The following is a 25,788-nucleotide window of genomic DNA, read 5'->3' as shown; positions in this document are numbered from 1 at the left end:
CTTATTTAATCGACAGATTTTCCGTGTTTTTTCATTATTTCTTTCCATGTTTCGAGGTCGAGCTGCTCGGACTCTTCAACGAGTAAAATTGGGATGTCGTTTTCAATTCGATAACGCCTGCGTGTTTCTTTGTCTGTAGAAACCAAAAAATCACCGTCGAGAATAAGGTCGGCTTTTGATTCCGGGCAGCAGATAATTTCTAATAATTCCTTAGAAATCATTGTTCCTCCAATGCTTGGAAATAAGTATGCAAAGATACGAAACTTAAACGAATTCGTTATATTTGAGAAATGAAAGAAACCTTTATAAATAACGAAAAGTTCTACAATGAGATCTCTTCTTTTTATGATGAAATGATTTCTTTCGACTCAAATTTGAAAAAGAGGGAAGACTTTTATAAAAAGATATTCAACAAAAACGGCGCCGTTGCCGACATCGGTTGTGGCAGCGGCCTGGATTCGATTGCCCTGGCAAAATCAGGTTTCAATGTAACCGCATTCGATCCATCGGATAAAATGATTGAGTTACTGAAGAAGAAAACCAGCTTTTACAATGTTCGTATTGAATGCGAAAATTTTAGAATGGAAAAGATTCCGACGGCTTATAATAATCGATTCGATTTTGTTGTATCTATGGGAAATACAATTTCTCATCTGAGCAAGAAAAACCTTGCCGAAGGAATTAAAAGAGTTTATGACATATTGAAACCCGGCGGTAAATTTTTAGTGCATCTGCTCAATTACGATTACTTTATTAAAAACTCAATCAGAATTAATAGCATTAAAACTGGAAAGAGAATAATTGTACGTTTTTACGACTTTAGCAAAAAAAGAGCTCGCTTCAACATACTCGAATTTTCTATGGAAAGACCTGATGAATACCAGCTCCATTCTGTAATTCATTATATTCATAAGAACAATGAAATAAATAAACTGCTTGTCGAAACTGGATTTAAGAAGATAGAATTTTATGCCGATATGAATTTGACGCCATTTGAAAACAATAAAGAGATGTTTATTTTGTGTCGGAAGTAAATTAAAGACTTAGAATTTTTCTAATGGTTTTTTCTTTCAGCTGTGCCAGGCTTTCTTTTGTAAACATTTTGTAAGCTTCGTCTCTGAGTTTGCCCCATTTATCGTGAACTGGGCAGGGATTTTCGTCGGAGCAGCCGGGAAATCCGAGCACGCAGCTTTTGAAAATTTTGTCGCCGTCGATAGCTTCTATAATATCGATGAGATAAATGTTGCTCGGACTTTTTGCAAGATAAAAACCACCGTTTTTTCCTTTTTTCGAACCGACAATTCCTTTATAAGTAAGAGTTTGTAATACCTTCGAAACGAATTCTTTTGGTACTTTCAGTTCTTTTGAAATTTCCTCTGCACTGAAAACAACTTTTTCTTTTTTTATCGAAAGATAAAGTACAGCTTGAATGCCCAGTTCACATGCCTTCGAAAAAAAGACGGTCATTGATTGTTTCCCGAGTTTGTACTGTTTTCTTGATTGACAAAGATAGTTTGAGTTGGATAAGCAAACTCAATTCCTTCTTGCTCGAAAAGTCTGAAGATTTCGAGATTGATACTTTGTTGAATGTCGAGATAGAGCTCCATTTCTGGCGAGAGAATGAAATAGACAAATTCAAAATTGAGACTAAAATCGCCGTAGCTTACAAAATGACCCCTATCGTACTGAACCAGCTCGTGACGGCTGATTATTTCTTTTATCATAGTCGGAATGGCTATTAATTTGTCGTGAGGAGTTTGATAAACCACTCCAATTCTTAAAACGACTCTCCGTTTTTCCATTCTTTTGAAATTGTGGACAGTAGATGTAGTAAGTCGTGAATTGTTAACGATTAATTGTTCGCCGCTAAGAGCTCTTATCTTTGTCGTTTTGAGTCCAATTTTTTCAATATTTCCCAGTTGACCTTCGAAATTGATAAAGTCCCCAACTTCAAAAGGCTTATCAAAAAAGAGAACAAAATAGCTGAAGAGGTCGCCAAGTATTGCTTGCGCGGCGAGGGCCACAGCCACGCCCGAAATGCCGAGTCCGGTTATTACCGCTGAGACTTCAAATCCGAAATTATCAAGTAAAAATATTATACCGACAGCCCAAATGACCAGATCGACCAGACCCAGTAGAGGTTGTATGCGATTGAAATCCGATTCGCGATTGCTCTTAATAAAATATCGTTCTATTAAATACTTAACGACAACAACACTGAAACGTACGACAAAATACGTAATCAATACTAAATAGATAGAAACGATAATTTTTTCTGTGTCGTTGCTTAATTTCAGGCGTTCAATTATTAAATAAAGGATGCCAAGATAAATCGCAGGAACAAAAAATTTGTTAATGCTTTTGTTTAAGAAGTTGTATTTAGAAATATAACTGGATTCAAGTTGTTTTTTTAATCTCTGCAGTACGAATTTCTTAATAATTCTTATTATTATAAAGATTACGAGAAAAACACCGAGTGCAATCAGATAATCTTCAATAGTATTTCCCAAAAATTCTTTCTTAAAAAACATTAATTCCTCACAAAAAGTGACGAATAAATATAAAAAAACCCGCATTAAAAAATGCGGGTTCTATATCTAATTATCTACTTGATTAGTTGAGGGCGTATGCGGGAAGAATTTCTTCGCTTGGTTTTAACTTTTCGATGCGAACTTTAATTACTCCAGGATAAATCATCCCGAGAGCCTTTGCTGCTCCTTTCGATAGATCAATATCGCGTCCCTCGATATACGGACCGCGGTCGTTAATTTTAACAACGACGCTTTTTCCATTTCTTAAATTTGTTACGCGTAAATATGTACCGAATGGCAATTCTTTATGCGCTGCAGTCAATGCCATCTGATTGTAAATTTCGCCATTGGCTGTCTGCCGACCGTGAAATCCTGGGCCGTACCAGGAGGCTATCCAGTTGCCAACCGGCTCGTATTCTACATTGGCAGTTGAAGGACTTGAATCGATACTTAGAATTACTTTTGCATCCTCGTCGTTTACACTTGCCGACGAGCTATCTATATCTACCAGCCCAATTACTAATGCTGCTACTGTAATTATTATTGTCGTTTTAACTATACGCAAATATTACCTCTGTTTTGTTTTACAAACTATTGTGTGAGAAAAAGTCAGAATAGAATATTGGAGTTATTAAATTTTCAGATTTTTTCTGAGTGCTCTTTGAGTCTCGTCTTTTTGAGTGGATTTGATGAAGACGTAATTGTGATACTGAATTGTGACGGAAGAAAATTCCGCTTTGCAGTTCGTGATGAAATTAATCCCGGGCGAAAATGTAATTACTGTATTATCTGAAATTATATTTTCAATTATCGTACTCATGGGATCAATCGGCTCTGCATATCGTTTGGCTTTTGTTTCCGAATGATTAGCAATCAATAAAATTGCAATGGCAATAAAGCTGTATTTTCTTAATTTTGTTTTCATTGTAGCACGCAAATATAGGATAATGAAAGTAAAGATTCAATTTACAGTTAAAGTATATTACTTTGAATGGAAATTCTTTAGCACTCGTTAACTTCTATGTAAAGTATCTCGATATTTTAATTTATTTTGTATTCTTGAATTAAATTATCTGATAAAAATATTGAAGCAAATGGTATCAATTGTTTTACAAAGTCTATCGGAACTGGTAATAGACAACCTGAAAAATAATTTTCCTGATGGAATGGTAGAATTCATTTCCCTCGGTACCGAAGTGCAAGGAAAAAATGTGGTAAATATTGTTGACGAAAATCCTTATTCGTCTAGAGCGATAAAAAAAACTGCAGAAGCAATATCGAATAAAATAGTATTGTGGATCAGCGAATATGAAAACAAAAAAATCAAAAGAATAAATTTTTACGACGAAGCTCTGAAAAAGTTAATTAGTAATTTAGATAATCATAATGCTGGTATTGTTTATTCGAACTTTGTGGAATATGACTGTGCGACACGTAAAAAATCTAAACATCCGTTGATACCTTATCAATTGGGCAGCATTCGGGACGATTTCGACTTTGGTTTTGTAATGATTCTTAACGGAGAATTGATCAAAAGTATTGCTTCGGAGATGGAAGAAAATTATTTATATTCTGGATTTTATGATATGCGCCTGAGAATATCCGAGGTATCGAATTTAATTCATATTGATGAATATCTCTATTCTGCAGATGTGGAATATAGAAAAGACGATATGGAAGAGCATTTCAAATATGTAGCTTCGAATAGAAGGACACTTCAATTAGAATACGAAAAAGTTGCTACGGAACATCTCAAAAGAATCGGAGCGTATATTACACCGACTAAAAAATTATTTGATTTCAAAAAAGTAGAAGAAAGTTTTCCAGTCGAAGCTTCTGTAATTATTCCAGTTAAAAACAGAGCAAAGACAATCGAAGCGGCCGTTAATTCAGCGCTGAATCAAAAAACAGATTTTGAGTTTAATGTTATAGTAGTCGATAATTATTCCGACGACGGGACTACCGATATACTCAAACAGATTGCCGCAACAAATCAAAAACTTATACACCTTATTCCAGAAGAAAAAAACTTACAGATTGGCGGCTGCTGGAATTATGCTGTAAGGAGTAGCTATTGTGGCAGGTTTGCAGTCCAGCTCGATAGTGACGACCTTTACTATGATAAATACGCACTGGCTAAAATTATGAAAAAATTTTACGAGGACGGATCAGCGATGGTAATCGGTTCTTACAAATTGACCGATTTTAATCTCAACGAAATTCCACCGGGCATTGTAGATCATCGTGAGTGGACTGATCAGAACGGAGTCAACAATGCATTGCGAATAAATGGACTGGGTGCACCACGTGCTTTTTATACATCGGTGTTGCGAAAGATTGAAATTCCCAACGTCAGTTACGGCGAAGATTATTACCTCGGCATTACAATTTCACGCACTTATAAAATTTCAAGAATTTATGAACCCATTTACATCTGTCGCAGGTGGGCAGGTAATTCGGATGCTGACCTTTCTCAGGAAAAAATTAATAATAATAATTACTATAAAGATTCACTCAGAACTAAAGAAATAATCGAAAGACAAAAATTAAATAAATATGCTGGTGAATAAAATTCTTGCAGATAAAAACGATTTCCAGCTTGCTGAAGATGCTGTTAAGCTACTGGGAAGACAACTGGTAGAATGGGAATTATTAAAAACGAATTATGATAAGCTTGCCGGCGTAATTAACAAGGAAATTCGTTTTGAGGATTATAAGTTTATAGTACAATATAATCCCGGACGAATCAAATCGACGATGGCGGATATATCCGATTCCGGAATAAAAAACAGAAAATGTTTTCTTTGTAAAGAAAATCTTCCCGAGCAGCAGAGTGGAATTATTTATAACAAGAAATTCAACTTGCTCTGCAATCCTTACCCTGTCGCCAGTAAACATTTTACGATTGTAAAACTAAAACACATGCCTCAACAGATTGTGGGTAACATAGAGGACTTACTCGATTTAACGCGTCAGATGAGTAAATATTTTACGCTTTTTTATAATGGGCCAAAATGTGGAGCATCGGCGCCCGACCATATGCATTTTCAGGCGATCGAAAAAAAGAAAATGCCGCTTGAGGAAGATTTTAAAAAGATAATTGCCGATTCGAGAAATTTTAAGATTGAGAAACCGCGGCTCTCAATTTTTGCTGCCGAGACGTATCCCACAAAACCAATCATATTAGTAACTGAATATAAAGATGAAATATTGAAATCTTTCAGAGTTATTCTTAATTCACTTAAGAAAATTTATGAACCTAAAGAAGAGCCTTTGATAAATATTGTATCTACATACGAAGGAAATAAGTGGAGTTTGTTTATTTTTCCGCGTAGAGCGCATCGTCCTAAGGAATTTTATACCGGCGAATTGCTTGTAAGCCCCGCAGCACTGGATATCTCCGGATTAATTATTGTTCCCCGAAAGGAGGATTTCGATAAAATCGACCGCGATAAATTGATCGATATTTATAAGCAGGTTTCGTTCACGAAAGAATATTACGAATTTCTTAAAAAGAAGTTATACGATAATTTTATACGCTTTTAGAGAATCTTTATTGCAATAAGACTGACGTCGTCTTCAAGTTCATTGTCCGTAAATTTTAATAGTTCTTCGCGTAATAAATCGGCAGTATCGTCATCCGGTTTTAAATTGCTAATGAAGTCAAGAAGACGATCATTGCCAAATATTTCGCCTTCTTTATTTCTGGATTCCGTAATACCGTCAGTAAAAAGAATTATTTCGTCGCCGCTTTTGATATTAATGATTTTGTTCGAGTATTGTCCATCGGGATTGAAACCAAGTAAAAGCCCTGCTGACTCGATAAATTCCGCACTGCTACCCGAGCGGTAGATAATCGGGAGGTCGCCTGCGCCAGAATATTTTGCAATTTTATTCTTCGTGTCGATAATTACAACTGAGAGCGTAATGAATACTTCCGAAATACGTTCGTCTTTGTAAACCGACTCGTTGATGCGCTGGAGAATGATGTCGGGATTTAACTCAGCTGCAGATTCAAGAACCATTCTTGCGGCAGTTCTAACATAGCCGGCATATGCGACGGCAAAGTACCATGCACCCCACCGCTTTCCCATAACGTCTCCCATTATAACAGCAATGCTGTCGTCATTAATTTTAATATAATCAATAAAATCACCGCCGGGGACGTTCTTAAAAGGTGCATGCCATTGAAGTATTTTGAGTCCGCTAAATTGAGGAGGTGTTTCAGGAACAACTTTTGCCGCCATCGAATCGGCAGCTTTCTGCACTTCGTATACAACTTTTTCTCTCTCTTTTTCGAGACTCTTTAGTATGGCAGATACTTTGGCAATAACAATCTTAGGGCTGGATGTCTTTACAATGTAGTCTTCTATTTCCAGGTCGTACCCTAAAAGCATATCTTCCTCGCCGCTTTTGGCGGTAAGAAATATAAAAGGAATCGATTTGTATTCGGGATTGTTTAATAGTTCTTTTCGAAATTCAAAACCGTCCATGACGGGCATCATTATGTCGCTAATAATTAATACGGGTTGAACTTCGTCGATCTTTTCGAGAGCTACTTTTCCATTTTCGGCGTGCACACATTCAAAACCTGCTTTAGTTAAATTATGAATAAACAATCTGGCAATGTTTGGTTCGTCTTCTACTAGCAATATTTTGTTTGATGATGAAACAGCCATATTCTCCAATTCCGTTTATTTAAAACTGTTGATTGCAGAGTTTATATCTGGATAGACTTCGAAAACTCTATGCAAACGTGTAAGTTCAAACATAGCACGCACGTTCGGTCTTAAACCAACAAGTTTCAGGTCACCGCTCTGATTGATTGCTCTTTTTAATCCGCTCACCAGTGCCCCCAGAAAAGTAGAATCGATGAAGTCTACTCTGCTGAGGTCAATAATCACTTTTTGTAAACCCTGTTCTATTTTTGAGTAGATTGTTTTTTTTATCTGTTCTGCTTCTTTAATTGTTGCTCTGTCAGTGTCGAGTTTAATTGCCACAACATCATCGAATGTTCTTTCTTGAATGTTCATAATCGACCCCAATTATTTTTTATAATCGATATTATATTTTTCCATTAAACGGTAGAGAGTGGCTCTACCTATTTTTAATTTTTTCGAGGCTTCAACTATATTGCCATCAGTAACCTTCAAAGCGTGTATTATAGCCTCTTCTTTTAATTTTTCGAGAGGAATTATGGGCGAATTGTCGTCGAATAAAATTCCGTTTGAAGGCAGTGTGGCTTTGACTTCACCCGATGTAATTGAAGTTGGCAATACATCAATGTCGATATAATCTCCTTCGGTAAGTATTATGCATCGTTCAATTGTATTTTCGAGTTCGCGTACATTGCCCGGCCAGTCATAATCGTAAAGAAGCTTAAGTGCTTTTTTGGTAACACCCTTAATATTTTTTCCTAACTTTTCATTGTTCTTTTTGATAAAGTGATCGATTAGTACTACAATATCGCCACGTCTTTCACGGAGTGGTGGAATGTTGATAGGAAAAGAACTGAGGCGATAATAAAGATCTTCCCTGAATAATTTCTTTTCGACACATTCGCGCAAGTCTCGATTCGTGGCAGAAATAATTCTTACATCGGTTTTAATAATCTCGTTGCCACCAACTCGTTCGAATTCTTTTTCTTGAATAACGCGCAGAATTTTTGCCTGTAGAGCAATATCCATTTCCCCAATTTCATCCAGGAATATAGTTCCGCCGTTAGCAAGTTCGAATTTTCCGATTTTTCTTTGGTGTGCGCCTGTAAATGCACCTTTTTCGTGGCCAAAGAGTTCGCTTTCGAGTAATTCTCTCGGTATCGAAGCGCAATTGACTACAACAAATGGGGCATCCTTTCTGTTGCCATTGTAATGAATTGCACGCGCAATCAATTCTTTGCCCGTTCCACTTTCGCCTTGAATTAGTACGGTAATATCGTTATGCAGGACTTTGGAAACCATTCTAAATGCTTCCTGCATTTTTTTATCGGCCGAAATAATGTTGTCGAAGCTGAATTCTTTTCTTATATCCTCTTTAAGATTCTTTAGCTCTCGTTCGAGGTCATAATTTTTTATGGCATTGCGAATTGCTGATTCAAGACGGTTTTTATCAATTGGTTTCGGGAAATAATCGAACGCACCCAGACGGATCGATTCGATGGCCACCTGCACGCTCCCTTGCGCAGACAACATAATTACCGGCAAACTCGATTCGTAAGCCTTTATTTGGGATAATATCTCGTTACCGTTTATATCGGGTAGCATAATATCGAGCAGAACAAGGTCAGGATTTTCCTTTAATGAATTTAGAAAATCCTTTCCATTCGTAAATGTCTTTACATTGTATCCCCACTGATTTTTACACCAGTGCGTCAACATTTTTAGTATCGACTCTTCGTCGTCAACTATATATATGGTTTTCTCCATAACTCAGTCTTTCTTCTTGGGTAGTCTTATAATAAAAGTGGAGCCTTTGTTTTCCTGACTAATTACACGGATAACCCCTTTGTGAAGGTCCACAATTTGCTTTACCAGAGCAAGACCAAATCCGGCACCCGGCTGAAGCATTCCCTGTCGGTAAATTTTCGAGAATTTCTGGAATAATTTAGGGATTTCTTTCTCCGGAATACCAACGCCTGTGTCTGTAACGGCAATTTCAATTTCCCTGTCGAAATTTTCTACGAAAACAGATATTCTACCATTTTGAGGAGTAAATTTGATCGAATTTGATATCAAATTTCCAATTGCCTGCATAAGTCGATTCTTGTCGGCATAAATAATGACTTTATCTGCCGGGAAGCGGGTTGACAAACTTAATTCCTTTGCGCTGATTTGTTCGTTATACGTAGCAAGCAAATCATTAAGGGCTTCCAATAATTCAAATTCTTCTTTATTTAATTTTTCTTCTCCAGATTCGAGCTTTGAAAAATCGAGTACGTCATTAATCAATTTTGCCAATCTTTTCCCTTCGGTAAGGATAATATTGCTGAATTCACGAATGGTTTCGGGAGGAAGTTCGCTGTCGGTAGATATTGTTTCAGCAAAGCCAACTATTGAAGCCAGAGGAGTTCTTAATTCGTGCGATATATTCGAAATGAATTCACTCTTAAGTTTACTAACTTCTTCCAGTACATTAATTTTTTGCTTGGCTCTTTCGCGTTCGATGGAAATTATTCTATTGGCTTCTATCAATTTTGAATTGAGCTCTTTAATTTTCTTTTCATCGGCTTTACGTGCCGAAATGTTTCTTCCGACGCAGACTATTCCCGCCACTTCGTTGTCGATTATCAAAGGTTTTGCATGAACTTCGAATATTATTGGATTGCCGTACCTATCCACGAACTCAACTTCGAATAATACTTTGTCGCGCGAATCGATCAGTTTTGAAAATGCGTCGGCTACAATAAACTCGTTGTCTTTGTGTATAAACTCAAGTATATGTTTGCCTGTCATTTCCTGCGGAGAAAAACCGAGAGTTTTGGAGCCATTTTTGTTGATTGTACTGATATAACCAAAGCCATTTAGAATAAAAATTAAATCGTCGGCCGTATCGACGAGTACTCTTAACTTTTCTTCCGAATTTTCGAGTTTGAGCTGATTAATCTTTTCTTCTGTTATGTCGATTATCATGCCGATAATTTTTTCCACTTTGCCTTTGCGTATAATCGGTATACCGTTATGACGTACCCAGTGCTCTTTTCCGTAACGGTCTTTCATTTGATATTCAACACAAGCATTATCGCCACTGCGAAGTGTATCGATAAATTCTTTGAATCTGGCAAAATGTTCTTTTTTGATAGTTCGCAGAATCAAAAATTTATTTTCATAAATTTCCTGAGGTGTAAAACCGAAAATCATTCTAACTGCACTGCTGATATAATAGTATTCGCTACCGTCATAATTTGTCGAATAGACAACGGCGTTTAGATTATCAACCGCTTCCCGCAAAGTGTCGTTGGCGTCAGAGCTGGCTGTTTCCCGGAAAATAGTTAGAAGTCTAGATGGCATTTTACCGTCAAGAAAAATCGAGTCGATATAAAAAGATTTTTCAATATTTCCGTTTTTATAGATTAAAGATTCGTTTAGTCTACTTTTTCTATTCTTAAAGGCTTTGATAAACGGCAGTTTTTCAAAGGTGAGCTTTTTGCCTTTTTCGTCATAAAATTTGTCTGAATCAAAGAATTCTTTTGTCGGTTCCTTGCGAATTCCCAGAAGGCTCTTCAGCTTTTTTGATACGAACAAATTTTCGACGTCTTCAATAATCTCGAGAGCCGGCAGATCCATATTTTCAGTATATTTTTCGAACCGTGTTTTTGCCATTAACTTTTTAAAAAATTATTATGAACGTTATAAAATAAATTTATTTTTATTTAAAAACACATTTTTTGCTAATTAGAAGAAAAGGTATTACGTTTAGTATTCTTTTCACGATATAAAATAAGCCAGTAGGACAAACTTAGAAGCGATGCGAAAACCCAGTAAGCAATTCTTGTTTCGAGATCAATCATGATTGAACCGATAATCGGACCTGCAATTGTACCGATACCATAAAACATCACATAGTATCCGTTAGCTTCAGCAATGAAATCCCTGTCAACTTTTTCCATAGTGTAATTAAGTCCAATAGTGTAATATGCAGGCACAATCCCCCCTATTAAAAAAAACAGAAGTATTAAGTAAATAAAATTCGCTTGGAAAAGTGGAAGCAAGAAAAGGATGGCTAATATGACTGAAATGGCAGAGAGAAGTTTTCTTTTGTTAATCTTGTCGGCCATATAACCGATAAGATAAAGGAGGATAATACCACCAATAACGAAAGAAGTAAGAAAAGACGATACATCTGTTGTGTCGTACATACTTCTCAATCCATAAATTGGTATAACCAATACCAGTGATGATTCCATAATTCCATAAACGGCAGAAGAAATTAAACTAATTACAGGCATATCACTAAGGCGCATTTTATCATTCTTGGAATTGGAGTTTGTGAAATGAAAACTGTCAAAAAACAAAAAATATAAAAACCAGACGATGAACATTACTGTAGAACCGATAACAAATGGCACCCAATCGGAAATTTTTAGGGTCCATATTAAAAGAGTTCCTATAGCAATTCCGATAGATAAGAGAACAACGTAAATGCCAGTGTTTTTCCCGCGGTTGGAATCGTCGCTGTAAAAATTAATTATGAATTCTGTCGAAACAAAAATTATGGTACCTCCAAGTCCCATAATAAATTTAACCGTTAGCAACAAAGGATAGTAGCGCCAGAAAATGTGTGCAAGTGCACCCAATGCCCAGATAAAAAATCCAATTAGAACGACATTCCTGATTTGATACTTTTTAAGAAGTTTTCCCGCAAGAGGAGAAAAGAGTACAATGCTGATATAACCAGCTGTCGTAACAATGCCGGTTAAAAGAGCAGGAGTTTTGGATTTTTCCAGAAGTATAACTGTGACCGGATTAATTAATCCGAATCCAATTCCGCCAATTGCAATTCCTGCCAGTGCCAGATAAAGATTTTTGTGCATAAAAAAATCCGTATTATACGGCAAAAATACGAAGAATAGATTAATGGATAATAATTGTATAATTTTGCACACAAAGATTGAAAGGAACAAAAATGGCGAATAAAAAGCCCGAGTTACTTGCCCCTGCCGGAGACTGGAGTATGCTCAATGCCGCAATTAAGGCAGGCGCAAATGCCATTTATCTTGGAGTGGAAAGCTTAAATATGCGCGCACTGGCAAAAAATTTTGAACTGGAGGAATTACCGGAAATTGTTAAACATTGTAAAAATAACAACGTTGATGTTCACCTGACTCTTAACACTATCGTTTATGAGAATGAACTCAACGAACTCGAAATGATAGTTAAAAGAGCTAAAGAAGCTGGAGTAGATCTCATTATCGGGTGGGATTTTGCTGTAATTCAATTATGCAAAAAATATAATGTCCCATTTTGTATAAGCACTCAGGCTTCGGTTTCAAATTCTGTAAGTGCAGAGTTCTTTCGACAATTAGGCGCAAAACGAATTGTACTTGCAAGAGAATGTTCGCTGGAACAAGTCAAGGAAATTAAAAACAAAGTCGACATTGAAATCGAAGCTTTTATTCACGGCGCCATGTGTATCGCAATAAGTGGACGCTGCTTTATGAGTCATGAAGTCTTTAATAAAAGCGCCAATCGAGGCGAATGTCTCCAACCCTGCAGACGGGAATATGAAATTAAAGACAGCGACGAAAAATTTTCTATGATTCTCGGCGAAAATTATGTCCTTTCTCCTAAAGACCTCTGTACAATCGATTTTATAGAACTTTTAATAGAAGCAGGTATCGATGCCTTCAAAATTGAAGGCAGAAAAAGAAGTCCGGAATATATTTATAACGTTGTCTCTGCATATAGAAAAGCCATCGACCTCTACTACGAAAATAAGCTGGACGAGGAGATTAAAACCGATTTAAAAAGCAAATTATCCGAAGTATATAATAGAGGATTCTCCAGCGGATTTTATCTCGGAACACCAACCTCAAAGGATTATGCCGAAGCTTATGGCAACCTGGCTACTACCCGAAAAAAATTTGTAGGCAGAGTAATTAATTATTACAATAAAAATAAAGTTGCACACATTTTTATAGACGCTGAGCAATTGGAACCTGGAGACAAATTATACATAATCGGAAATACAACGGGAGTGGTAGAACTTGAGATTAATTCGATGCTAAAGGACGATAAACCAATCAATCGAGCTGCCAAAGGTGACGATATTACAATTTATTGCGAGGAAAAGGTTAGAGAAAACGATAAGGTCTATAAAATAGTCAGGACTAATTGATCCAGTCGAGACCCGGTTTCGTCCTTTTGATTCCGAAACTATTGAGTGCTTCGTCGAGAGTGTCGAAAATCTTGAATACCTTGTCCATACGTGTTACGACGAAAACAAGCGAAGGAGCTTCTTTGTTATAGACCAACCTTAAATCCCCCTGAATCGAGTTGATTTTTTTCAATAACGAAACCATTGCTCCAAGGAAAGTCGAATCAATATACTCACATAATGTCAAATCGATGATTACCTTTTTGCTATCCTGATCAATTAACTCTGTCACAAACTCTTTAAATTTAACTGCCTTTGCCAGCGTCGCTCTTTTTAGATATACATATATGACTGTTACATCTTCGTACTTTTCAGATTTAAATTCCATAACAACAGATATTTTTTACGATAAATATAGTGAAATTTACGTAAACTGAATAGAATTATTGATATTGCAATAAAAAAAGGTGAAGGTAAAAACCTTCACCCATTAAGGACGGAGCCCAATATTAATTGGGTAAGTTTGTTTGTGTGCTTTTTATGAAAAACAAAATTTATGCCGTAGCTCAGCATCGTGTTTTATTGGTGGTTAAGAGTAAATACTGTACGAATAAAATTCGCAGTCGAAGAAAAATATGCGTGGGATTGCTCAAAATCCGTAGCTGATTCCCCAAAGAATTGTGTTAGTCTTAAAATCGTAGGATATTTTTTTTTCGATGGTTTCGTTATGAGTATTGAAAAATAACAAGTCGATCTGGCTGTAAATCCACAACGCCGCATAAGAAATTATTAATGCATTACGTACCTTATAAGCGTTGTTATACTCGTCGTAGCGTGCGGGTATTAAGTTCTTATTTGTTTCGTTAAGATAACTTTTTTCTTTTTGATTGGTCTCGTAAATAAAATAAATCATACCTGCGAGATTTAATAAGGAAGCTGAACTCAAAATAATTCCCTTTGTAGAAAAGCCATTTGAGAGATAACCCCAGCCAGGCAATATCATGTTTTTTAATTGCATTAAATTTTGTGTAGGCTTTACATCCTTAATTTCATTTTGATAATTTGTAACGGTTGTATCGGACTGCTCAATTTTAGGCGGAGTAAAATTCAACTTAACCTGATCGAAAAGAGATATTAGCTTTGGAGATATAATTAAAGGATCGGGTGAATAAGCAGGATTGATTTTTAAGATTGCCTCAAAGTTTCTGGCTGCGGAATCTTCGCGTGCAATGGAGTAGAATGAAACAGCTCTCATCAGATAAATGTCGATCAATAACGAGTCCTGCAAATTATTTTTGTTTTTCAATAAGGAATCGGAAAGCTCTATTACTTTTTCATACTCAAAAGAATTGAATTCTTTTTTAACGTTATCATATGAGATTACTTGTGCAAAAAGAGACGAGGACGTGAAAATAAATAATATGGTTAAGAAGAATTTTGATTTCATTTCATAAGGACAATTTTTCTTGATAGATGAAAGTCGTCGCCGGTTAAACGAAGTAAGTAAATGCCTGAGCCCATTTTATTGCCGTACTTATCGACGCCACTCCATATTAAATTGTATTGGCCAGCATTTAATTCTCCTTTTTTCAAATTAATAACATGTTCGCCTGTGGAAGAATAAATATCGAGTGAAATATACGAACTTTTCGCAAGTTCAAACGTGATATTTGTCTCGGGATTAAATGGATTTGGGTAGTTTTGTAGCAAAGTATTTTTGTAAGGGAGAGGATTTTCGTCTTGATTAACGGTAGTTGGACTGTTAACGAGTTTTTCGATTTGAGGAACGATATTGCCTTGCGGATCTATTCCTCCAAATACCAATACGGTGCCATAGTAATTAACAGCCATCGGGTAACGACGTGGTATTTTTAACGAAGGAAATTGGGAAATTAGAATCGAACCGCCAGAAAGAAATTCGACAGCTTCAACTTTGCTAAGAGCTTTTTCGGACTCGTTGTATCCACCTATAATTAGAGCCTTTTTCAAAAAACGATTATAGATTGCAATACCACCGGCTCTTGGACTTTGCAATACTTCTTTAAGTATTACAAATTCTTTTGTCTCCAGGTCAAGCCGGCTTATTTGCTTTAGTGCACCGTGAAGTATTCCACCAAAAATGTAAATGTATTTATTGTAAAGAACCGTCATGTGTTGTTCGGGTAAGCTTGTGCTAATAGTATCGTAAGTAAAGTTGATTTTCTTATTTTTCAAGTCGTAGCCTACGATATAAGGTAGCTGTACATCGATGCTCGTAATTGGATTGCCTCCAATTATATAAAGTTCGTCGTCTTTTATGTGTCCGGTAGAATAGCGACGTGCAAAAATTATTGACGTGTCGTAGTCAATTGGTTCTGTGGGATAAGACTTGAAGTTCCAGGAATTAATATTATTAACAACCCGAGAAGTTTCGGCAGCTCCTCCGAAATAATAAATCGAATTTCCCCAAATATCAGCTACAAATTCGGAGCGGGGTTGATCCATACGACCTGCCATTTTCCACTTGCCGTTAAGTACATCGTATTCCTGAATCCAATCTACAGGCTTACCATCACTGTCCCGTCCACCAAGAAGGTAAAAATATTGATTGTTATTAGTGGTTGTGTCGAATACCACCTGTCCTCCCGATACGGGGTTAGGCATGTCATGTCCCGTTATTATTTGCCACTGATAGTACTGACTAAAAATTGGCTCTGTTAATATGATTATTAAAAGTACTAATTTTTTCATATGTGACCTTGTTTAAAAAAATATTTCAATCAATTATTATACCAGCTATTTTGTAGCTAGATTAAATTTCAACTTGAGAGAGTCTCCCTGTCCTACATAAACAGTGGTGTCAACATCCTTAAAATTAGGATTTGTAATTTTCAATCTCATAAATCCGGGATTTACCCTGATATATTCTTTTAGTGGCGTTTGACCTTTATAATTTCCATTGATGTAGATATTGCCCCACGGGTTTACTTTAATATCAAGGAAACCAAGTAACGATTCCAGCGATATTTTCAAGTTCGTAAGCTTATTTTTCTCGATTTTCAATATTTCTGAATAGATCGGGTAATCGGGATGAACTAACTTCAAAGTGTGTTCGCCAGCTGATAAAGTCAAAGGTTTCTTTAAGGGAGTGGTTTCTATTTTTTCGCCATCAATATAAACATCAGCCCAGGGGAAACATTCAACAAAAAGTCCGCCTTCGCCCACGTCTTCAATCGATGCTTGTTTTTGAACTTCGGCAGGAATGTTTAGTTCATCTGTTTTATTTGTCAGATTTTGATCATCAATTAATGTGGGTTTCTCTTCGGAAACGATATTTCCCGTTTTGTTATTTGTTTTGCTCGGTGCGGTAAATTCCGTATCCACTTCGTTACTGGGGAGATTAATTTCTGAGTGTTTATCATCTTTTACAATAATTGTAATGGCAATAACTAAAATTAGCAGTACGAATAATGGAATGATTATGCCGTATTTCTTTTTGACTTTATTTTCGAGTTTATCGAGGTCGCCGCCTTCTTCTTTTGCATTGAGCTTTTCTAAGACGTCTTCGGCCGAATCGATTCGTGCTGCAGGTTTTTTTTTCAAAAGTCCCGTCAAAATATCCTTTATATCATCATCTAATCCTTCGAGATTTTCTTTGATGCTATTCTCATTGAAAGACATTATTTCGTTTAATGTAAGCGTAACGTTTTCTCTGAGGAAAGGATTTTTGCCGGTAAATAACTCATATATAACAACACCAGCAGAAAATAGGTCGCTTTTGTGTGTCAATTGAGAACCCGATACCTGTTCGGGCGACATGTAACTGGGTGTACCTACAATTGAGTAGGGACTCGTAACAAAATTGTCATCAGCTGAAAGCGCAAGGCCGAAGTCTCCAAGTTTCAGGTTTAGATTTTTATCGACGAATATGTTTTCTGGTTTAATATCGCGATGAATAATACGATTTTTGTGTGCAAAATTTAAGGCTTTGAAGAGCTGGATAGTTAGCTTTTTTTTGTCGTCTTTGCTTAATGTCGATTCCTGTAAAATATTTCGAAGACTTGTGCCTTCTATATACTCAAAAGAGATATAAAAAAATTCTTTGGAGGTGCCAAAGTCGAGAACTTTGATAATATTGGGATGGTCGAGCCTGGCAAGCAATTTGGCTTCTCTTTTGAAACGCTCGAGCAAAGAAGGGTCTGAAATCTTAGCTGTGTTTAAGACTTTGAGTATAATTTTTTTGCTCAAATAGATATGATTTGCGAGATAGACCCCGGCATGTTCATCTTTTTTGAGAACTTCTAAAATTTCGAACTTCTCGAACATTATTTCCGATTTACCGCTCATCAACTTTTTGTTCCATCTCTTTCAGTTTCAATTGAATCCAGCGTACTGAAACTCCGAGAGATTTTGCAGTGAGAGTTCTATTGCCGTTAAATTCTTCGAGTCGTTTTTTTAGCAGCATCATTTCAAAATCACGCAGGGTGCCTTTGAAGTCCATTAATTCCTGAGTGCCTTCAAGAATTATATGGTCAGCGGTAATTTTTTGTGAATCGCATAAAATAACCGCACGTTGAATTACATTAATTAGCTGTCGAATATTTCCTGGCCAATAATAATTTTCGAGTTTTTTTACGGCAGCAGGTTCAATCGGAATATTTTTCCCTGCAATTTTTTTGATAAAGTGAGTTGCCAGAAGTGGGATATCTTCCCGCCTTTCTCTTAGAGGAGGCATAACGATTGGAAATACATTGAGACGGTAATAAAGGTCTTCACGAAATCTACCTTCTTTTACAAGTGCAGAGAGATCTTTATTTGTTGCAGCAATTATTCTGACGTTCACTTTTTTAACTTTTGTGTCGCCCAATCTAATAATTTCTTTGTTCTCAAGAACTCTTAGCAACTTTGCTTGAAGAGCAGTCGATATGTCGGCAATTTCGTCGAGAAAAAAAGTGCCGTTATCTGCAGCTTCGAGCAAGCCCTGCTTGTCTGTAGTGGCGCCTGTAAATGCGCCTTTTTTATAACCAAAAAGTTCGCTTTCCAGTAGACTGTCGGGTATTGAACCGCAGAATTGTGCAAGAAACGGAAAGTCTTTTCTTTTGCTGAGATGATGTATGGCTTTTGCAGCCACTTCTTTGCCGGTGCCGCTTTCGCCTGTAATTAGAACCGTTGCGTCTGTCTGAGCTACTTTATGGATAACCTGGGAGAGGTTTTTCATAACGACGCTTTGACCAACCATCTCCGGAATTTCTTCAATTGACTCGAGTTTATTAATTAGTATTCTATTCTCACGCTCGAGCTCTTCGAGTTTTAATATTCTATCGAGCGCCAGCGAGAGAAGATTCGAAAAGAAGTTTAGAAATATCAAATTTTCTTCCGTGAATTCCTGGCGATTTTTGGTGCTGTCTGCAATTATTACTCCCCAGACTTTATCGTCCCTTATGATCGGTACGCCAATTACCGATTTGATACTATGAATCTGAACGCTGGCAAATTGTGAGAGATTCGGATCGCCCATAACGTCGTGATATAAAAGCGGCTTCTTTTCAGAAATTACTTTTTGCAGTATGCCAGAGGAAAATTGATTTAAATCCGTTATTGATTCATTCGATATTTTGCGCGCACTAATAATCGAAAAATTATTCTCTGCTTCGTTGTACTTTACGAAAAGTCCTCTCTCTGCATTTATAATGTTAATGACAATGTCCATTGCATCTTCAATTAGAGAATCCTGTCCTGCTGATGAATTTAATATCTGACTGAACTGAAAGAGAGCTTCAAATTCTTCTTTGTCGAGGTTTTTTATGTAATTAATATTTTGAGGAATAAATTTCATCTTACTTTACCGTGAATGTTCCGGGTTTAGAAATTGAATTGTCGCCATATTCATCAATGCACCAGATTACCCAATAATAATCTCCCGCTGGTAATGTAATTTCGCAAACCTGTTCGACTGCATCTTTCGAAATATTATACTTTTCCCAAACAAGTATTGGAGAAAGTTCATCGGTATAAACTTGTATTCTGAATGTAAATTTAAATCCAGGTTCGAAGCGTTTCCATTTAAATGTGGGATTAGCTCCTGTTTCAGCTTTGTTGATGGGGCTTTCTATCGAAATTTCCTGATTAATTATTCTTTTTATGTTCGATTTCCCGACGTTAAACTCGTGGTTAAATTTGTCTTTTACAAGAATTGAAAAATCGAATCCGATAACGTCTTCCATTGAAGAAACCTTTAAATCTGTCGTTCGGAAAGTATTTTCATAATATCCATTGTCGGGATTGTATATCAACCGTTTTTTAAACCCGAGTGAATAATTTACCACAAAGACTGTATCGATGTCGTTCTCGTTGTCTGTAATTTTTGCCTGAACGGTCATTCTATAGTTTTTCACGTCTGGATATTTATTCTGCACGCTCGAATATATTTGCAGATTTTGTAGAACGGGAATCGAGTTGAGATATTTGTCGTCGGCTAATTTAGAAGATGAACTTGAGAATTCGACATAAAGCGAATCGCTGCTGTAGCCCTCTTTTTCAAAGTAGAGCCATCCATTTTCAGGTTCTACTTCTTTGAACTCATAGTAACCCGAAGAATTAGTTTGAGTTACAATCGATTGATTTTTCCATAATACTTTAACTCCAGATAAAGCTTTGCGTGGTAAAGAGAGAGTTCTAACATAGCCATAAAGTCGTACTTTAGTATAACTGAGGATTTTTTCCTGTGCTCTTATATTGTTGCTTCCATTCCATTCGATATAAAGTGAATCTGTGGCAAGGCCATTTTTCTCAAATTTAATCCAGCCATCTTTAATGGTTATTCCAGATAATTTGTAATATCCGAGCGAGTTTGAATAAGTAATAATATTTTGATTTGTCCAGATCACCCGCACATTCGAAGCGGGAATACGAGGCGCAGAAAAAACAAAGCCGTCTATTGTACCGAGTGATGGAGCTAAAATTATGTTCTCGAGATGCTTAATTTTTTCACCACTCCATCTTACGTAGATCGAATCCGAAAAGTAACCTTCCTTTTCAAAAATTAGCCAGCCATCCTCTAAAGAAATTTCGTTGAATTTATAGTAACCATTAGAATTTGTGTGTACAAGTAAATTCTGATTTTTCCAGTATACTTTTACACTGGAAAGTTCGCTGCCCGAGCTTGAATAAACATATCCATCCAGTTGACCGATGGTAGGAAACAGTATTAAATTCTCAATTCTTACTTTGTTTTGATTATTCCAGTTTAAGTAAACCGAGTCGGTAGCATACCCCTTCTTTTCGAAATAGATCCATCCATCTTTCATTTGCACGTTATCAATTAAATAGTAACCTTCTTCATTGGTTAACGAAAATTTATTCTGGTTCTTCCAGTAAACTTTGGCATTGGCAAGTCGCTGATTATTTATTGTGTATACATAACCATCAAAAGAGCCAATTTTATAAGAAAGATGAAATTCCAGATTCTTGATGCTTTTACCAGCATTCCAGTTGATGAAAATCGAATCTTTTGTCATGCCATCTTTTTCTACAAAAAGCCATCCTTCAGAGAGCTCCAGATTTTCGAGTTTGAATTTTCCCGTAGAATCCGAAAGTGCATAAACTTTTTGATTCGAAAAAGTAACTACGGCATTTGCAATTGGAAGTTTGGATTCGCCGGATAAATAGACTCTCCCCTCGACCGAGCCGAAATTGTTATCCGGGTTATCGGGGTCAAATGGATTTAAATGCGGAGCATCGCACGAAACTAATGCAACAAGTAACAAAATAAATAATATCTGCTTCTTCATCTAATTGGTTAAAATTGACTCTATTAAGATATGATATTTGTGCAAAATTTTCGCAATGCGAAAATTTTTTTAGGTGATAATTTTAAAGATAAATTTTGCCTTTAAGATAAAGAACTGCATTACCTTTAATCTTTGTCCTTTCTCCTGAGTTTTCGCAGATTAATTTACCCCCTCGTTTTGAAACCTGGTATGCAGTCAACAATTTTTTATTCAATTTTTCGGACCAGTAAGGAGTTAGAACGGTATGAGCAGAGCCAGTAACAGGATCTTCATTGATGCCTTCGTTTGGAACGAAAACTCTTGAAACGAAATCAACTTCTTTCCCTCTTGAAGAAATAATTACTCCATGTTTATGAAATTTTTTGATGGCTTCGATGTCGGGAATATAATTACGGATAAATTCTTCGTCGTCAAAAATCAATAAGAGAAAAGAACTGCTTTCTAACGATTCAACGGGTTCTTTGCCGAAACACTTTATAATTCCTTCTGGCATTTTAACTGGTTGGGGCTTGTTTGAAGGGAAGTCGAGCACCAGAAGGTCTTTTTCTTTCAAGACCGAAAGAGGTCCACTCTTCGAGATAAAGTTTAACACATTTGCTTCTTTTTCAAAAAAATTAAAGATAACAAAAGAAGTGGCGAGCGTGGCGTGTCCGCAGAGTGGCACTTCCGAAGTGGGGGTCATCCAGCGAATTCGATAGTTATTCCCATCTTTTATGAAAAATGCAGTTTCCGAGAGATTATTCTCAGCTGCAATGTTTTGCATTAAATCGTCGTCCAGCCATTTTTCCAGAGGCACAACGGCAGCGGGATTACCTCTGAATAATTCGGATGCAAAAGCATCTACCTGAAAAATGTCGAGTTCCATTTTTATTCCAATTTAATAGAGATCTTCGTCGTCTTCAATATTATCGTCGAGCAAATCATCGATATCAATATCTTCGTCGTCAATGTCAATGTTTCCGATGTCACCCAGCGGGGGTTCGTCTTCCGATTCTTCTTTTTCTTCGTCCTCGTCGGAGATGTAATTTTCTTCTTCGGCGAAAAAAGAGTCGCGCCTGGAATAATTCTCGTCCATTCTATCCATAACCTGTCCTACCAGTTCATCTTTAATGTCACTCTTCATCTGTTTGACCGAAGGTTTATCGTCAATCGAATCTTCCGCTGCGGGAGTGGCACTCCATAACTCTTCGATATTTTTCTTATCGAGCTTTGAAAGGAGCTTGTCGATTTCTTTTTCGATGGTTTGTATATGTTTTTGTTCCCACTCGCCTTCTTCGGTTAGCTGGCTTTTCATGAAGTCCCAGAACGAGCCGCTCTTTTTGCCGGGTTCAGGAAGCTTCTTTAACGACGTAATTACATCATCGACTAATTTTTTCATCGTCTTGGACATAAATTCCTCTTATTTAAAATGATATCAAAAAAATAGTTTTAGCGACAAGAGATAATATATACATAGAAAACAAATAATGAAAATATAATTTCAGTTAAGGACAAATTTATTATTTTGGAATCAGAAAAAAATGCCCCTGTAGTTCAAAGGATAGAACGCGAGCCTCCGGAGCTCGAGATGTGGGTTCGATTCCCGCCGGGGGTACAAATTTTATCATATAGTAAGGAAATTTATGTCTTTCAAAAAAACTCTCGCTCAATTCCCGCGTAATTTCTGGACTGTAATTACTATGGAATTTTTTGAACGTGGATCTTATTATGGTGTTATGTCGGTGCTTTCTGTCTATCTGGTTATCAGCCACAACGAAGGTGGACTGGGATTTTCAAAAGAAAGTGTCGGGATTATTAAAAGTACGATTACACCCCTCCTCTATTTTCTACCGATTCTCTCGGGTGCAATTGCCGATCGGTTCGGTTATAAAAAAACATTAATGTTTGCATTCGTACTTATGAGCAGTGGTTATTTCCTTACATCTCTTTTTACATCGTATGGACTGGTCTTTGCAAGTTTGATTTTAATGGCAATAGGCGCCGGTTTTTTTAAGCCCATTATATCGGGTACGATTGCTCGCACTACGGATAAATCAAACTCCACACTTGCTTTTGGAATCTTTTACTGGACGATTAATCTCGGCGCATTTTTGTTTCCTCTTATACTGGTTCCAACTTTAAAACAAATTTCGTGGTCGTATATTTTTATAATGGCTGCAATAGGCACCGGCTGGCTTATACTGCTAAATATTTTTGTATACAAAGAACCCGAAAAGCCGAGTAACACTAAATCTCTTGCACAGGTTCTTCTCGATATGGTAAAAGTTCTGGGAGATTTTAGATTCGTTATTATGATTGTTATTTATTCGGGTTTCTGGATCCTCTATTTCCAGCAGTTTGATACTGTGCTCTGGTATGTGAGAGAATATGTCGATACAACGCCGGTGAACAATCTTGTAAATTCTGTACTTGGTATCTTCGTCGCCAATCCAGATTGGAAGTTTGACGTCGAGCACGTTACAGTCATTAATGCAGGTACAATTATTTTGCTGCAAATTTTTATTTCGAATCTGGTTAAAAACAAGAAGGCATTGCCTACGATGATTGCCGGCATTGCACTTGGTACTATCGGAATGGCAATACTTGCAATCTCAACTCACCCGTATGTTTTTATCCTTGGAATATTTATTTTCTCCATAGGCGAGATGACTGCGCATCCAAAATTCATCAGTTATGTGGGACTAATTGCCCCTGAAGATAAGAAAGCGCTTTATTTAGGTTACGCATTTTTATACGGAGTTATTGGGAGCGGGATTGGAGGAGTTCTTGGCGCAAGTCTTTATGTCCATTTTGTCGACAATCTGAAAAATCCTCAAATATTGTGGCTCATCTTCAGTTCAATTGGACTGGCCACAATTGCAGGCTTACTTTTATATAACAAATTTTTACGTCCCAAAATAGAAGATGTCTAATAAACTATGAAGCGTAAAATTGTATTATTATTTCTTATTGCTTTGCCACTTTTTTCTCAACAGGAGAATGTTCCGTTAGACCATCCCGTCTATATTTTCTTGAAAGAAATGAAGGTCAAAAATCTGCTCGACAATATTTATGAAGATAATCCAAATTTATCGAGAAAAGAAGTCTGGAATTTTCTGGAGAAAATACGTGAAAAAAAGGATCAACTTTCAGTAACAGAATTGGGGTTGCTTGAAAAGTTCACTGATGAATTTGATGCAATGCAATCAAATTCTATTAGCCTGATTGACGGAGCTGGATTAAAAGGTTTGTTCGAAGATAAAGTCAAGAATACTTTTTTGTATAAAGATAATAATGCGAATCTTTATATCGAGATTCTTGGACGCGCTATGCACGGACAACTCATCGAACCTAAAATCAATAACTCCGAATTATTCGATATTGGATTCCGTGTACGGGGAACTCTCTTTGGGAAATTGGGATACAGCATGACGGTACAGAAAGGCGGGGTCTGGGGTTCATCTGGGAAAGCGCCGATATTCGATCCACGACTGAATTACAATTTCAAATTTTATGAAAATATTGAAAATGTTTCGAATTACGATTTTACGGAAGGGTATTTGCGTTATGATACTGAACCAGCCGAGGGGATGGATTTAAGCTTTCAAATTGGCAGGGAAAAAATTCGACTGGGATATGGTTATGGTGAACCACTTGTTCTTACAGGTAACCATCCTTATGTTGATTTTATAAGAATGAATTTCCACTACGGAATTCTCAATTTTTATTCATTACACGGTTCTACTATAGGTGAATTTCACGAGGATCGGTCGCTCAATTACACAAAATATATTGCTTATAATAAATGTACATTTTCGTTTCCTGGTTTGTTTGATGCTGGCATTGGCGAGACTGTAGTTTATACTGGCAGAAGTCTCGACCTGGCATATTTAAATCCTTTTGCATTCTATAAATTCGAAGAAATGTCGTTGCAGGACAGGGATAATGGGATTCTTTTTCTCGATTTACAGACAAAATTCATTCGAAATCTCGAATTGCAAGGGACATTTTTTCTCGATGAAAACATCCTTTCTCATCTGCAGGAGTTGAATCTCTATTCTAATAAAACGGCTTATCAACTTGGTGCTTTCTGGTATTCGCCCTTGGGGCTCGATGACTTATCGCTTATTGTTGAATACACGAAGATCAGACCCTATGTTTATTCTCATATAACATTAAAGAATTCTTATACGGCTCACAGTCAATTGCTCGGGCATCGTATCGGACCAAATTCGGACGAATTACTTCTAAGGACGACTTATAATGTAAACAGGAAATTGAGATTCGAGGCTGAATATAGGTACATTAGAAGCGGTGAAAATATTTATGACGCACTCGGCAATCTGGTTTTTAATGCAGGTGGCGATCCACTGGTGTCACATCGTCAGGATATCGACCCAAAATACATTGATTTTCTCGATGGCATCAGATATGGAAACGACTTAGTATTACTTAGTATAAAATATGAGCCAATCAGGGATTTCTTCTTCGAAATGTCCTATCTCTATAATTCCTCAAAAAATATGACAGATAATCGGAGAAATAATAACCAGCATTTCTATCTTAAAATCTATTTTGATTTGTAATTGAACTTAGTCATTTGCACACGAAGAACTTACAAAAATTAAGTTATGTTAAAGAACCTTGCAATAACGTTAGAAATTATAGGTGTTTTACTCAAGAATGCTATTTCAAAA

At 36.7% G+C, this 25,788-nt stretch carries 23 protein-coding genes, 1 tRNA gene and 1 pseudogene; 7 read left to right on the top strand and 18 right to left on the bottom strand.

Going from position 1 to position 25,788, the window contains the following annotated elements; genetic code table 11:
• Window positions 1-5: 5 nt before the first annotated feature.
• On the bottom strand, window positions 6-221 hold the full coding sequence (locus ACSSV9_RS08465) for a Trm112 family protein (protein WP_437346812.1): 216 nt from the start codon (window positions 219-221) through the stop codon (window positions 6-8).
• Window positions 222-290: 69 nt separating this feature from the next.
• On the opposite strand from ACSSV9_RS08465, the gene ACSSV9_RS08460 reads away from it, so the two are divergent.
• Entirely contained in the window at window positions 291-1,034 is a 744-nt protein-coding gene (locus tag ACSSV9_RS08460) for a class I SAM-dependent methyltransferase (protein WP_437346811.1), read from the top strand.
• A 1-nt stretch (window position 1,035) separates the two neighbouring features.
• On the opposite strand, the gene ACSSV9_RS08455 is transcribed toward ACSSV9_RS08460, so the two are convergent.
• From ACSSV9_RS08455 to ACSSV9_RS08440, 4 genes and pseudogenes are all read right to left on the bottom strand, one after another.
• Entirely contained in the window at window positions 1,036-1,467 is a 432-nt protein-coding gene (locus ACSSV9_RS08455) for an RrF2 family transcriptional regulator (RefSeq protein WP_437346810.1), read from the bottom strand.
• Window positions 1,464-2,531, bottom strand: a complete 1,068-nt coding sequence (locus tag ACSSV9_RS08450; protein ID WP_437346809.1) for a mechanosensitive ion channel family protein — start codon at window positions 2,529-2,531, stop codon at window positions 1,464-1,466. Before ACSSV9_RS08450 ends, ACSSV9_RS08455 begins: the two co-directional genes overlap by 4 nt.
• 82 nt (window positions 2,532-2,613) lie before the next feature.
• Window positions 2,614-2,925, bottom strand: a pseudogene (locus ACSSV9_RS08445) (septal ring lytic transglycosylase RlpA family protein); the annotation flags it as partial.
• Between the two features lie 237 nt (window positions 2,926-3,162).
• Window positions 3,163-3,456 (bottom strand): hypothetical protein, encoded by a 294-nt coding sequence (locus tag ACSSV9_RS08440; RefSeq protein WP_437346808.1) that lies wholly within the window; start codon window positions 3,454-3,456, stop codon window positions 3,163-3,165.
• 169 nt (window positions 3,457-3,625) lie between these two features.
• Here ACSSV9_RS08440 and ACSSV9_RS08435 point away from each other — a divergent pair, with 169 nt between their 5' ends.
• Together ACSSV9_RS08435 and ACSSV9_RS08430 are read left to right on the top strand one after the other, a co-directional pair.
• Window positions 3,626-5,101 (top strand): glycosyltransferase family 2 protein, encoded by a 1,476-nt coding sequence (locus ACSSV9_RS08435; RefSeq protein WP_437346807.1) that lies wholly within the window; start codon window positions 3,626-3,628, stop codon window positions 5,099-5,101.
• Window positions 5,088-6,077, top strand: a complete 990-nt coding sequence (locus ACSSV9_RS08430; RefSeq protein WP_437346806.1) for a DUF4922 domain-containing protein — start codon at window positions 5,088-5,090, stop codon at window positions 6,075-6,077. Before ACSSV9_RS08435 ends, ACSSV9_RS08430 begins: the two co-directional genes overlap by 14 nt.
• Here the strand turns inward: ACSSV9_RS08430 and ACSSV9_RS08425 are convergent.
• The 5 genes from ACSSV9_RS08425 to ACSSV9_RS08405 all read right to left on the bottom strand — a co-directional run bounded on the left by ACSSV9_RS08425 (window position 6,074) and on the right by ACSSV9_RS08405 (window position 12,060).
• Window positions 6,074-7,210 carry a SpoIIE family protein phosphatase gene (locus ACSSV9_RS08425; protein ID WP_437346805.1) on the bottom strand — a complete coding sequence of 379 codons (1,137 nt, stop codon included), beginning with the start codon at window positions 7,208-7,210 and terminating at the stop codon, window positions 6,074-6,076. The two genes, ACSSV9_RS08430 and ACSSV9_RS08425, sit on opposite strands and share 4 nt — an antisense overlap.
• Before the next feature lie 15 nt (window positions 7,211-7,225).
• The gene (locus tag ACSSV9_RS08420) at window positions 7,226-7,564 is read right to left on the bottom strand and encodes an STAS domain-containing protein (RefSeq protein WP_437346804.1); all 339 of its coding nucleotides are present in this window, start codon (window positions 7,562-7,564) and stop codon (window positions 7,226-7,228) included.
• 12 nt (window positions 7,565-7,576) lie between these two features.
• A complete protein-coding gene (locus ACSSV9_RS08415) occupies window positions 7,577-8,956 on the bottom strand; it encodes a sigma-54-dependent transcriptional regulator (RefSeq protein ID WP_437346803.1) in 1,380 nt (459 codons plus the stop codon).
• Window positions 8,957-8,959: 3 nt separating this feature from the next.
• Window positions 8,960-10,849, bottom strand: coding sequence for a sensor histidine kinase (locus ACSSV9_RS08410; RefSeq protein WP_437346802.1), 1,890 nt, complete (start codon window positions 10,847-10,849; stop codon window positions 8,960-8,962).
• 68 nt (window positions 10,850-10,917) lie between these two features.
• Window positions 10,918-12,060, bottom strand: a complete 1,143-nt coding sequence (locus tag ACSSV9_RS08405; RefSeq protein ID WP_437346801.1) for an MFS transporter — start codon at window positions 12,058-12,060, stop codon at window positions 10,918-10,920.
• A 92-nt stretch (window positions 12,061-12,152) separates the two neighbouring features.
• Between ACSSV9_RS08405 and ACSSV9_RS08400 the strand changes: the two genes are divergently transcribed.
• Window positions 12,153-13,364 carry a peptidase U32 family protein gene (locus ACSSV9_RS08400; RefSeq protein ID WP_437346800.1) on the top strand — a complete coding sequence of 404 codons (1,212 nt, stop codon included), beginning with the start codon at window positions 12,153-12,155 and terminating at the stop codon, window positions 13,362-13,364.
• On the opposite strand, the gene ACSSV9_RS08395 is transcribed toward ACSSV9_RS08400, so the two are convergent.
• The 8 genes from ACSSV9_RS08395 to ACSSV9_RS08360 all read right to left on the bottom strand — a co-directional run bounded on the left by ACSSV9_RS08395 (window position 13,357) and on the right by ACSSV9_RS08360 (window position 22,502).
• Window positions 13,357-13,731 (bottom strand): STAS domain-containing protein, encoded by a 375-nt coding sequence (locus ACSSV9_RS08395; RefSeq protein ID WP_437346799.1) that lies wholly within the window; start codon window positions 13,729-13,731, stop codon window positions 13,357-13,359. The two genes, ACSSV9_RS08400 and ACSSV9_RS08395, sit on opposite strands and share 8 nt — an antisense overlap.
• Before the next feature lie 261 nt (window positions 13,732-13,992).
• Complete coding sequence (locus ACSSV9_RS08390; RefSeq protein WP_437346798.1) at window positions 13,993-14,790, bottom strand: hypothetical protein; 798 nt, start codon at window positions 14,788-14,790, stop codon at window positions 13,993-13,995.
• The gene (locus tag ACSSV9_RS08385) at window positions 14,787-16,073 is read right to left on the bottom strand and encodes a T9SS type A sorting domain-containing protein (RefSeq protein ID WP_437346797.1); all 1,287 of its coding nucleotides are present in this window, start codon (window positions 16,071-16,073) and stop codon (window positions 14,787-14,789) included. Before ACSSV9_RS08385 ends, ACSSV9_RS08390 begins: the two co-directional genes overlap by 4 nt.
• 45 nt (window positions 16,074-16,118) lie before the next feature.
• Window positions 16,119-17,669, bottom strand: coding sequence for a serine/threonine-protein kinase (locus ACSSV9_RS08380; RefSeq protein ID WP_437346796.1), 1,551 nt, complete (start codon window positions 17,667-17,669; stop codon window positions 16,119-16,121).
• Window positions 17,659-19,158 carry a sigma-54 interaction domain-containing protein gene (locus tag ACSSV9_RS08375; protein ID WP_437346795.1) on the bottom strand — a complete coding sequence of 500 codons (1,500 nt, stop codon included), beginning with the start codon at window positions 19,156-19,158 and terminating at the stop codon, window positions 17,659-17,661. Before ACSSV9_RS08375 ends, ACSSV9_RS08380 begins: the two co-directional genes overlap by 11 nt.
• 1 nt (window position 19,159) lies before the next feature.
• Entirely contained in the window at window positions 19,160-21,112 is a 1,953-nt protein-coding gene (locus tag ACSSV9_RS08370; protein WP_437346794.1) for a carboxypeptidase-like regulatory domain-containing protein, read from the bottom strand.
• A gap of 82 nt (window positions 21,113-21,194) precedes the next feature.
• The gene (locus ACSSV9_RS08365) at window positions 21,195-21,977 is read right to left on the bottom strand and encodes a PhzF family phenazine biosynthesis protein (RefSeq protein WP_437346793.1); all 783 of its coding nucleotides are present in this window, start codon (window positions 21,975-21,977) and stop codon (window positions 21,195-21,197) included.
• Window positions 21,978-21,989: 12 nt separating this feature from the next.
• Window positions 21,990-22,502 carry a hypothetical protein gene (locus tag ACSSV9_RS08360; protein WP_437346792.1) on the bottom strand — a complete coding sequence of 171 codons (513 nt, stop codon included), beginning with the start codon at window positions 22,500-22,502 and terminating at the stop codon, window positions 21,990-21,992.
• A 132-nt stretch (window positions 22,503-22,634) separates the two neighbouring features.
• Between ACSSV9_RS08360 and ACSSV9_RS08355 the strand changes: the two genes are divergently transcribed.
• The 3 genes from ACSSV9_RS08355 to ACSSV9_RS08345 all read left to right on the top strand — a co-directional run bounded on the left by ACSSV9_RS08355 (window position 22,635) and on the right by ACSSV9_RS08345 (window position 25,677).
• Window positions 22,635-22,706: transfer RNA gene (locus ACSSV9_RS08355), tRNA-Arg, on the top strand.
• A gap of 28 nt (window positions 22,707-22,734) precedes the next feature.
• Entirely contained in the window at window positions 22,735-24,024 is a 1,290-nt protein-coding gene (locus ACSSV9_RS08350; protein ID WP_437346791.1) for an MFS transporter, read from the top strand.
• Window positions 24,025-24,030: 6 nt separating this feature from the next.
• Window positions 24,031-25,677, top strand: coding sequence for a capsule assembly Wzi family protein (locus ACSSV9_RS08345; protein WP_437346790.1), 1,647 nt, complete (start codon window positions 24,031-24,033; stop codon window positions 25,675-25,677).
• Window positions 25,678-25,788: the final 111 nt, after the last annotated feature.

The organism is Melioribacter sulfuriphilus (assembly GCF_051488685.1).
In the GTDB taxonomy this organism is placed as follows: Bacteria; Bacteroidota; Ignavibacteria; order Ignavibacteriales; family Melioribacteraceae; genus Melioribacter.
The sequence above is the reverse complement of the archived record's forward strand: the minus strand, read 5'-3'. Positions and strand labels throughout refer to the sequence as shown.

Excerpts from the sequence above, each read along its gene's own strand:
- ACSSV9_RS08465 (WP_437346812.1), bottom strand. The coding sequence starts at position 221 with ATGATTTCTAAGGAATTATTAGAAATTATCTGCTGCCCGGAATCAAAA.
- ACSSV9_RS08460 (WP_437346811.1), top strand. The coding sequence starts at position 291 with ATGAAAGAAACCTTTATAAATAACGAAAAGTTCTACAATGAGATCTCT.
- ACSSV9_RS08455 (WP_437346810.1), bottom strand. The coding sequence starts at position 1,467 with ATGACCGTCTTTTTTTCGAAGGCATGTGAACTGGGCATTCAAGCTGTA.
- ACSSV9_RS08450 (WP_437346809.1), bottom strand. The coding sequence starts at position 2,531 with ATGTTTTTTAAGAAAGAATTTTTGGGAAATACTATTGAAGATTATCTG.
- ACSSV9_RS08440 (WP_437346808.1), bottom strand. The coding sequence starts at position 3,456 with ATGAAAACAAAATTAAGAAAATACAGCTTTATTGCCATTGCAATTTTA.
- ACSSV9_RS08435 (WP_437346807.1), top strand. The coding sequence starts at position 3,626 with ATGGTATCAATTGTTTTACAAAGTCTATCGGAACTGGTAATAGACAAC.
- ACSSV9_RS08430 (WP_437346806.1), top strand. The coding sequence starts at position 5,088 with ATGCTGGTGAATAAAATTCTTGCAGATAAAAACGATTTCCAGCTTGCT.
- ACSSV9_RS08425 (WP_437346805.1), bottom strand. The coding sequence starts at position 7,210 with ATGGCTGTTTCATCATCAAACAAAATATTGCTAGTAGAAGACGAACCA.
- ACSSV9_RS08420 (WP_437346804.1), bottom strand. The coding sequence starts at position 7,564 with ATGAACATTCAAGAAAGAACATTCGATGATGTTGTGGCAATTAAACTC.
- ACSSV9_RS08415 (WP_437346803.1), bottom strand. The coding sequence starts at position 8,956 with ATGGAGAAAACCATATATATAGTTGACGACGAAGAGTCGATACTAAAA.
- ACSSV9_RS08410 (WP_437346802.1), bottom strand. The coding sequence starts at position 10,849 with ATGGCAAAAACACGGTTCGAAAAATATACTGAAAATATGGATCTGCCG.
- ACSSV9_RS08405 (WP_437346801.1), bottom strand. The coding sequence starts at position 12,060 with ATGCACAAAAATCTTTATCTGGCACTGGCAGGAATTGCAATTGGCGGA.
- ACSSV9_RS08400 (WP_437346800.1), top strand. The coding sequence starts at position 12,153 with ATGGCGAATAAAAAGCCCGAGTTACTTGCCCCTGCCGGAGACTGGAGT.
- ACSSV9_RS08395 (WP_437346799.1), bottom strand. The coding sequence starts at position 13,731 with ATGGAATTTAAATCTGAAAAGTACGAAGATGTAACAGTCATATATGTA.
- ACSSV9_RS08390 (WP_437346798.1), bottom strand. The coding sequence starts at position 14,790 with ATGAAATCAAAATTCTTCTTAACCATATTATTTATTTTCACGTCCTCG.
- ACSSV9_RS08385 (WP_437346797.1), bottom strand. The coding sequence starts at position 16,073 with ATGAAAAAATTAGTACTTTTAATAATCATATTAACAGAGCCAATTTTT.
- ACSSV9_RS08380 (WP_437346796.1), bottom strand. The coding sequence starts at position 17,669 with ATGAGCGGTAAATCGGAAATAATGTTCGAGAAGTTCGAAATTTTAGAA.
- ACSSV9_RS08375 (WP_437346795.1), bottom strand. The coding sequence starts at position 19,158 with ATGAAATTTATTCCTCAAAATATTAATTACATAAAAAACCTCGACAAA.
- ACSSV9_RS08370 (WP_437346794.1), bottom strand. The coding sequence starts at position 21,112 with ATGAAGAAGCAGATATTATTTATTTTGTTACTTGTTGCATTAGTTTCG.
- ACSSV9_RS08365 (WP_437346793.1), bottom strand. The coding sequence starts at position 21,977 with ATGGAACTCGACATTTTTCAGGTAGATGCTTTTGCATCCGAATTATTC.
- ACSSV9_RS08360 (WP_437346792.1), bottom strand. The coding sequence starts at position 22,502 with ATGTCCAAGACGATGAAAAAATTAGTCGATGATGTAATTACGTCGTTA.
- ACSSV9_RS08350 (WP_437346791.1), top strand. The coding sequence starts at position 22,735 with ATGTCTTTCAAAAAAACTCTCGCTCAATTCCCGCGTAATTTCTGGACT.
- ACSSV9_RS08345 (WP_437346790.1), top strand. The coding sequence starts at position 24,031 with ATGAAGCGTAAAATTGTATTATTATTTCTTATTGCTTTGCCACTTTTT.